The 8,388-nt window shown below is 48.5% G+C and carries 4 protein-coding genes; all 4 read left to right on the plus strand.

The genetic code is table 11. The annotated features are described in order from the left end of the window. Positions 1–33 precede the first annotated feature (33 nt). Positions 34–855, plus strand: a complete 822-nt coding sequence (gene sppA / locus C7B77_RS17560) for a signal peptide peptidase SppA (protein ID WP_106307607.1) — start codon at positions 34–36, stop codon at positions 853–855. Between the two features lie 51 nt (positions 856–906). Beyond that, the gene (gene aroH, locus C7B77_RS17565; RefSeq protein ID WP_181243904.1) at positions 907–1,272 is read left to right on the plus strand and encodes a chorismate mutase; all 366 of its coding nucleotides are present in this window, start codon (positions 907–909) and stop codon (positions 1,270–1,272) included. A 771-nt stretch (positions 1,273–2,043) separates the two neighbouring features. Further along, positions 2,044–5,637: a chemotaxis protein CheB gene (locus C7B77_RS17575; RefSeq protein ID WP_106307616.1), complete on the plus strand. Its 3,594-nt coding sequence runs from the start codon at positions 2,044–2,046 to the stop codon at positions 5,635–5,637. Positions 5,638–6,157: 520 nt separating this feature from the next. Further along, positions 6,158–8,308: a response regulator gene (locus C7B77_RS17580; RefSeq protein ID WP_106307619.1), complete on the plus strand. Its 2,151-nt coding sequence runs from the start codon at positions 6,158–6,160 to the stop codon at positions 8,306–8,308. The last annotated feature ends 80 nt before the right edge of the window (positions 8,309–8,388 follow it).

Below are 8,388 nucleotides of genomic sequence, written 5' to 3' on the forward strand. Positions count from 1 at the left end.
CATCCACCCCCGCTCCCTCTCACACACACATCTATGTTCTGGCCGTTTAACAAGAAAACTACTAAACAAATTGCGCGCATTGAGATTACTGGTGCGATCGGTAGTAGTACGCGCAAAGCCGTATTGAAAGCACTCAAAGAAGTTGAAGAACGTAAATATCCCGCCTTAGTGCTGCGGATCGATAGTCCTGGCGGGACTGTCGGTGATTCTTACGAAATTTATCAGGCATTGGTACGACTGCAATCGAAGGTGAAAATTGTCGCCAGTTATGGCAATATTTCGGCTTCTGGGGGCGTTTATATCGGGATGGGTGCGCCGCACATTATGGCCAATCCCGGCACCCTCACGGGCAGTATCGGGGTAATTCTGCGCGGAAATAATCTAGAGAAATTACTCGATCGCGTGGGTGTCTCGTTTAAAACGATCAAATCGGGGCCTTATAAAGATATCTTGTCTTTCGATCGCCAATTGACTGGCGAAGAGGAACAAATCCTGCAAACTCTCATCGATAGTAGTTACGAGCAATTTGTGAATACAGTTGCCGAATCTCGCCATCTCGATCCGGCAACGGTCAAAACCTTTGCCGACGGACGTATTTTTACGGGCGAACAAGCGGTAGAATTTGGAGTGGTCGATCGACTGGGTTCGGAAGAAGATGCCAGACTGTGGGCGGCGGAATTAGCTGGATTAGATCCCGAAAAGGCTAAACTGCACTCGATCGAAGAACGCAAGCCTTTGTTGACGAGATTGTTACAAAATCAAGTTTCTGGGTTCTCAACAGTAGTATCGACCGCAGATTGGGTACAATTTGAACTAAGCACTAACGGACAACCTTTATGGTTATATCGTCCCTAAGTAGCGTAATATATATAAAATTTTGCGGAGGGCGATCGCGTGGAGTGGCAGATGAGGGCAATTCGAGGGGCAACGACAGCAAGTGAAAATACCGAAGTAGCGATCTCCGTTGCTGTCGCCGAACTCTTGCAGGAATTGGAGTATCGCAATCGGATCGATCCCGATCGAATTGTCAGCGTGATTTTTACAGCTACCAAAGATCTCGATGCGGTGTTTCCCGCCGCGATCGCCCGCCGCCTCTATCCCAATTGGCAAGATGTGGCACTGATGGACGTTCAACAAATGCACGTCGAAGGCAGTCTCCCCCGCTGTATTCGCTTTCTGATCCACGCTCATCTCCCCGCAGATGCCAAAATTTATCACCCCTATCTACGCGGCGCGAGTAATTTACGTCCCGATCGTAGTTTGGTTAGTTAATTGATAATTGATAATCGATAATCGATCGTAGGTTGGGTAGCGGATGCGCGCACGCCTTTGTTCCCCGACGGTTTAGCGCACCAAGCAGCGACCCAAATCACGCGGAGGTTTCCTCCGCATGTGTTTGGGTCAAGACAGAGCAACGCGAAACCCAACATCCTCACATTTTGCAGTACGTAAAGATTGGAGCAAAACCCACCATTTCCCGCCCTTATAAAGATATCCATTTACCCACAGATTTTGGAATAGTGGCTAGTTTTAAGTTGCTGGTGCTAGAGAACCCGGATCTGGGGGGTCTCCCCCCAGACCCCCCGTTGGGGGACGGTTGCTTGTCTTGTCTCGCTTCCATGGTCGGGAAACCCGACCGGAGCGAGCCGCTCCCCCAAACCCCCTCCAAAGGGTTTATTGGTGGGTAGCGTAGCGCGCTTCTCTTCGAGACGCTTCGCGAACGCATTAGTACTGAATGTCATCGTTCGCGTAGCGTCTCCGGTAGGAGAATCTGTGGGTAATGGATAGCTTATAAAGGGGGGGCTTTCTCCGGCTCCCCCTTATAAAGGGCAGCTTTCTCCGGCTCCCTCCCCTGTCTTGTCTCGCTTCCTTGCGCGGGGAACCCGCGCGGAGCGGTGCAGTGCGGTCGGGTCTCCCGACCATGCAACTGCACCAAGACAGCGAGCCGCTTTATAAGGGGAGGGCTGGGGTGGGGTAACACAGACTACACAGTAATTAGACTTCTCAGGCATCCACGCAACCCTACAGCCTAACGCCAAAGCGATGGCATCAGACAAATCGGCAGATTCTCGACAGGAAGGGCTAGAAAATGGCATCATGTGTCCGATCGTGGGAATTGGGGCATCAGCAGGCGGGTTAGAAGCATTCACCCAACTGCTGGCACACCTACCGACGGATACAGGGATGGCGTTCGTGCTAATTCAGCATTTAGATCCCACCCATGCTAGCTTCCTGACGGACTTGTTAGCTAAAACGACGGCGATGCCCGTTGTGGAAGTTCGAGATGGGGTAGAGGTGATGCCCGATCGAGTGTATATCATTCCACCCAACCGCGAACTAATCTTAGTCGGCAATAACCTGAAACTCTCGGCTCGTCGGCAAAATCGCGGTCGGTTTTTACCGATCGATCGGTTTTTTCAATCTCTGGCAACTCATCGCCAACATCTGGCGATCGCGGTGGTATTATCGGGGGCTGATGGCGATGGTTCGATCGGATTAGCCGCAGTCAAAGCGGCTGGGGGGATTACCTTCGCTCAAGATCTTGCTTCGTCCAAATTTGGGGGGATGCCAGAGCACGCGATCGCGACAGGTTGTGTAGATTTTATATTACCACCAGAGGCGATCGCGGCGGAATTAGCCACCATTAGTCGTCATTCCTACATTGCTCGCATCCCGCAGCACTTGCTAGTAGAGCCAGTGGCGATCGAGGATCGGAACGAGCAGCTCGCAAAGATCTTTAGCCTGCTCAGAACCGCAAAAAGTGTTGACTTTACAGGTTATAAACCCGCTACGCTCCAACGGCGGATCGTGCGCCGAATGGCTTTACATCATCTAGAACGGTGGGATGATTACGTCCGTTATCTTCAGACTTATCCAGCAGAATTAAACGAGTTAGAGCGCGATCTATTAATTAATGTCACCAGTTTTTTTCGGGATCCAGCGATCTTTAATGCTCTTAAAAATACCGTGTTTGCACAGATCGTCGCCTACAAATCTCCAGGAGCCGCGATTCGGATTTGGGTGGCGGGTTGCTCGACTGGCGAAGAAGCCTACTCGCTGGCAATCTGCTTGTTGGAATATTTAGAAGAACGCCAGCTCCAGATGCCGATTCAGATTTTTGCGACCGATATTAGTGAAGCCGCGATCGCGATCGCCAGAAGGGGCATTTATAAACTGGGGATGATGGGTGGAGTTACGCGCGATCGATTGCACCGCTTTTTTGTCGAAGTTGAAGGTGGTTATCAGATCGGTAAATCTGTGCGTGACTTGTGTGTTTTTGCCAGACAAAATCTGATTGCCGATCCGCCTTTTTCGCAGCTCGATTTAATTAGCTGTCGGAACGTACTAATTTATTTTGGTGCGGAATTGCAAAAACGGTTGATGCCGATTTTTCATTACGCACTCAAACCAAATAGTTTTTTGATATTGGGTACTTCCGAAAGCATCGGTGAATTTTCCGATCTGTTTGCGCCTGTAGATAAAAAATCCAAAATTTATGCGCGCAAATTGGCACCAAGAAGTCCATATCTGCGATTTAATAGTAGCGAACGCGCCCTCGAAAAAGTGAAGCCCATGATGCCGATCGATGAAGATAGTTGGAGTGAAAACGATTTACACCAAGAGGCAGATCGGCTCGTCCTCGATCGCTATGCACCTGTCGGGGTGACGATCGATAATGACATGAATATCGTCCAATTTCGCGGCCAGACCGGAAATTATCTGGAACCGCCCAGGGGCAAACCGAGCTTTAATCTGTTCAAAATGGCCAAACCGGAATTAGCGGTCGAATTACGCGCCGCCGTCCATCAGGCTAGGCAACAGCAAGCAATCGTCCGTCAAGAGGGCATCCAGATCGAGACTGTCAATGGGGTGAAAACGATCGCCATCGAAGCGATTCCGTTTCAGATCGGTACGGATGCCAGACCCTATTTGTTAGTTTTATTTCAGGAATCCGCGATCGCCGTTGAAGCGGCTGCACCCGCGATCGTGCAGTCGAAAAAGGGCAAACAGACAGCCGTAGATCGAGAAAATACCCGCCTCCTCCAAGAATTAACGACAACGCGGGAATATTTAGAGGCAATTATTGAGGAGCAATCATCTACCAATCAAGCTCTGCAAGTAGCAAATGAAGAAATTTTATCTAGCAATGAGGAGCTACAAAGTACGAATGAAGAGTTAGAAACCTCTCAAGAAGAATTGCAGGCAACTAATGAAGAATTGCATACTATTAACGAAGAACTCAACAGTCGCAACAGTGAATTAAATCAGATCAATAACGATCTCCAGAATTTGTTGAGCAGTATTAATATCCCGATTTTGATGCTCGATGGTGAGTTGCGAATTCGGCGGTTTACCGCGCTAGCGCAACAAGTTTTTAACCTGATTCCGACAGATTTGGGGCGACCGTTTAGCGATATTCAACATAATATATCGATTCCCGATCTGGGTGAATCGATCGAGGACGTCCTCAACACGCTATCTACCAAAGAACGCGAGGTGCAGGATCGGACGGGAAATTGGTATAGTTTGCGGATTCAACCCTATCGGACGATCGACAATCGGATCGATGGCGTGACGATCGGGTTAATCGATATCGATACGCTCAAGCGCAACGCGACGCTCGTCGAAGCCGCGCGAGACTATGCCAATGCGATCGTCGAAACTGTCCGCCAACCCCTGCTGGTGTTAGATGCCAACTTATGCGTAACTCGCGCCAATCAATGTTTTTACGAATCTTTCGAGCTGACGCCCGATCGTACCGAGCGACAATCGATCTTTGAATTGGAGGAGCGGGTGTGGGATCTGCCGAGTTTGAGATCGCTGCTCGAAACCATTCTCGATCGAGATACCGAGTGTCAAGATTTTGAGATGACACAAACACTCCCCGATCGATCGCCGCGCATTCTCTTACTCAATGCGTGCAAGATTAAAGACGATCGTCAAGAACACAGCATTCTGCTGGCGATCGAAGATATTACCGCTCGCCGCCAAGCCGAAGCCGCGATTCAAGACTCCCTCGCCGAAAAGGAAGCATTACTGCGAGAAATTCACCATCGGGTCAAAAATAATCTCCAAATTGTCTCCAGTCTGCTGAGTTTGCAAAGCAATCGCGTTACCGATTCCCAAGCGAGTGCAATTCTCCAAGACAGTCAAAACCGCGTCGGTGCAATGGCGGCAATCCACGAGATCCTATATCGAGCGGCTAATTTAGCCGATCTAAACTTTGATGAATACGTTCGTAACTTGGTCGATAATTTGTTTGCCAGCTACACCATCGATCGATCGGCGATCGCCCTGACGGTAGATGTGTCAGCAGGTATCAATATCGATGTCGATCGCGCCGTAGTGTGTGGATTGATTATTAACGAACTAGTCACCAATGCGCTCAAACATGGATTTGCAGGCGATCGACAGGGGGAATTGCTCATCCACTTATTAGTAAGCGGTGAGGAGATCCTGACGTTATCTGTCGCCAATAACGGGCAAGAGTTACCGCCAGATTTCGATCTTCGTAACATTCGATCGATGGGACTCAATTTAGTCATGTCTCTGATTAAACAAATCAAAGGCGAACTAACGGTAGCAACCGGAGCGATGACTGTGTTTAACATTACCTTTGCCAGAGCGAGCCAGTAGTCTGTGATGGATGATGGGGGGTTGGGAGTTGGGAGTTGGGAGTTCAGCAATTCCAAATTCAAACCTATTCGTATATCTCGTAGGGGCGGGTTTATGCTAGCTAGTCCAGATTTGTACTAATCAATACCAAACAAACCCGCCCAACCCCACTAGCAAAGATAGATTATCGGTGAAATATTTTGAATTGGGAATTGCTGTTGGTAGTTGGGGGGATTTTCTAGGATCTAAGTAGCAAATTATACTTGTCAAATATCCTCTCATACCAATTCCGGTTACTCAGCCCTCTCCCCCAACCCCTCTCCCAAGCTTGGGAGAGGGGAGCCAGAGCCGCAGGATCTGGCGGGGTGAGGGCGACAGGATTGTACTAGTAATAAGAAGTCTGTATGAATCGGATTTAGTATCAGATGCTGCTGTGATGTGAGTAGTATATTTTGGCACGAGTTTACTATAAAGTTAGAAAGAAGATGCCAAGCTTCGGTCATTTCTCTGCTCCCCACCATCCATTATCTAGCCACTGCCCATGACTGACATACTTATAGTTGAAGACGAAAGTATCGTTGCTTGGGATATCAAAGAAACCTTAGAAAAATTAGGTCATCAGGTCGTCGATTTGGTTGCTTCTGGAGCTGAAGCAATTCGAGCGGCGACAAATAGCCACCCCGAGCTGGTATTGATGGATATCCGCTTGGCGGGAGATATGGATGGGATTACGGCGGGAGCGGAAATTTACGATCGATTAAACATTCCCGTCGTCTATCTGACAGCTCATGCCGACGAGCACACCTTAGAGAGGGCAACTCAGACCAATCCCTTTGGCTATATTATCAAACCGTTTCAATGGCAAACTTTACAGAGCACGATTAAGGTTGCGATCCAACGCCATCGCACTGAATTAGCTACCAGTTTGAATCGAGTGGGTTTGACACGGATCTTAAATAGTATCGGCAATGGCATTATTATTACCGATCGACAGGGGGTAGTAACATTTATCAACCCGATGGGTCAAGATTTAATTGGTTGGAGAGCGACAGAGGCACTCGGCAAACAGATCGGTGAGATTTTTCGCTTGCATTGGGAATCAGACGGCATCGCGATCGAAAATCCGGCTATGCGCGCCATGCGATTGCAACAGGTAGTTAAGTCACCCGATCGCTGTTGGCTAGCGACTAAATATGGTTCGGACATACCGCTTGCCGATACTGCTACCCCAATCTACCAGCCAGATGGTCGAGTTATCGGCAGTATTGTCATATTTCACAATAACAGCGACAGGCTTAATGCCGAGATGGATTTAATCGAGCGCAACCAAGATCTCGAAGATTTTCAACTCAAATTAATCTGCCAACTTCAGCTCGAAACTACCAAATATCAACAAGCGATCGCCTGTGTTGAGGTATTGAATACTGTCTTCGATCGAGTTAGTACCGCCACAACTGAAACCGAGCTGCTACAGGGCGCGATCCAGCAGTTAGGAATGGCTCTCGATGCCGATTATTGTTGGTGTACGCTGCATCAAAGTCAAGACAGTACAGCCATAATTGTCAGTGAATATATCAATACCGAACATCAGAGTTACCCTACCAGCAATGTTGGCCAAAAGATTGATTTACTGCTATATCCTCAGTTCTACGATCGGCTATTCGATCGCAAAAGTTGGATCGATCCACCCGTCGAAATTGTGCCCAAACCATATCTAGATCTCCTGGATCCGATCGCTCAGACGATCGTTTGTCCGATGCTCGCCGCTCCCCCAAGATCGGCCATTCGGCGCGATCGGATTGACGATTGGGCAATTGGGGAAGTTGGCATCGTCATTACGGGTAAACCACTGTGGACGTCTTACCAGGCTCGCCTCATCAGCAAAATATTCAGCTATGCAATCCAATTTTTCCGGCAAACACATCGTGAATCGCTAGATCGTAAATCGATCTCCCAGTCCTTAACATGGCTCGATAGTATCAAAGATGAGTTCCGGATGTCGCTTTTAGATGTCAATCGCGCGATGTACTTATCGGCAGAAGTACTCATAGAACAAATCCGCTCGTTCGAGCTTAAAACTGCAAATTTAGCGCAGATCGAGCAAAACCAATTATGGCATCAAAAACTAACTGTTAACCTGCAATCGATCGAAGCAGAATGGCAGCGACAATTTCATCTCATCGATACTTTAATCGACATTCAGACTAATGGCATTACATACCACCTTCGATCTCTGAGCGATCTTGAATTCGATCGGTGGACTGCGACAATTGCTAAAAGATGCGCCGCTTTAGCACAACGATATCGACACGAGATGAGCGAGCGAATCCCCAACGATCGACTACCATTGAAGCTAATCTACCCCGCTCGCATCCTAGAACTAATCGTCGTCGAAATGTTTGAGAATGCGTGTAAATATACGCCCCAGGATCGCTTAATTAGTTTGGCAATAGATATCCGAGCCAATCGATTACAAGTGCGGATTGTGAGTGTGGGCATCGAACTATCCACGCGGGATATCGAGCTAATTTTTAGCCCCTTCGCACGCGATTCCCGAGATGCTGCTGCATCTGGTATCACTGGTTTGGGTTTACCATTAATTGGCAAGTTAGTCCCGCTCTTAGGTGGCGAGATTCAAGCAAGTAGCGATCGCGATGGCACGAGCTTAATCTTGACTGTACCGATAGCTTGAGGGCTACGGTACATACATAAGTCGGCTGGGCTTCGTTTCGAGGTGGTTTACCCCCCCAACCCCTGTCTCTTATACACATC

Source organism: Chamaesiphon polymorphus CCALA 037 (assembly GCF_003003845.1).
Classification (GTDB): domain Bacteria; phylum Cyanobacteriota; class Cyanobacteriia; order Cyanobacteriales; family Chamaesiphonaceae; genus Chamaesiphon; species Chamaesiphon polymorphus.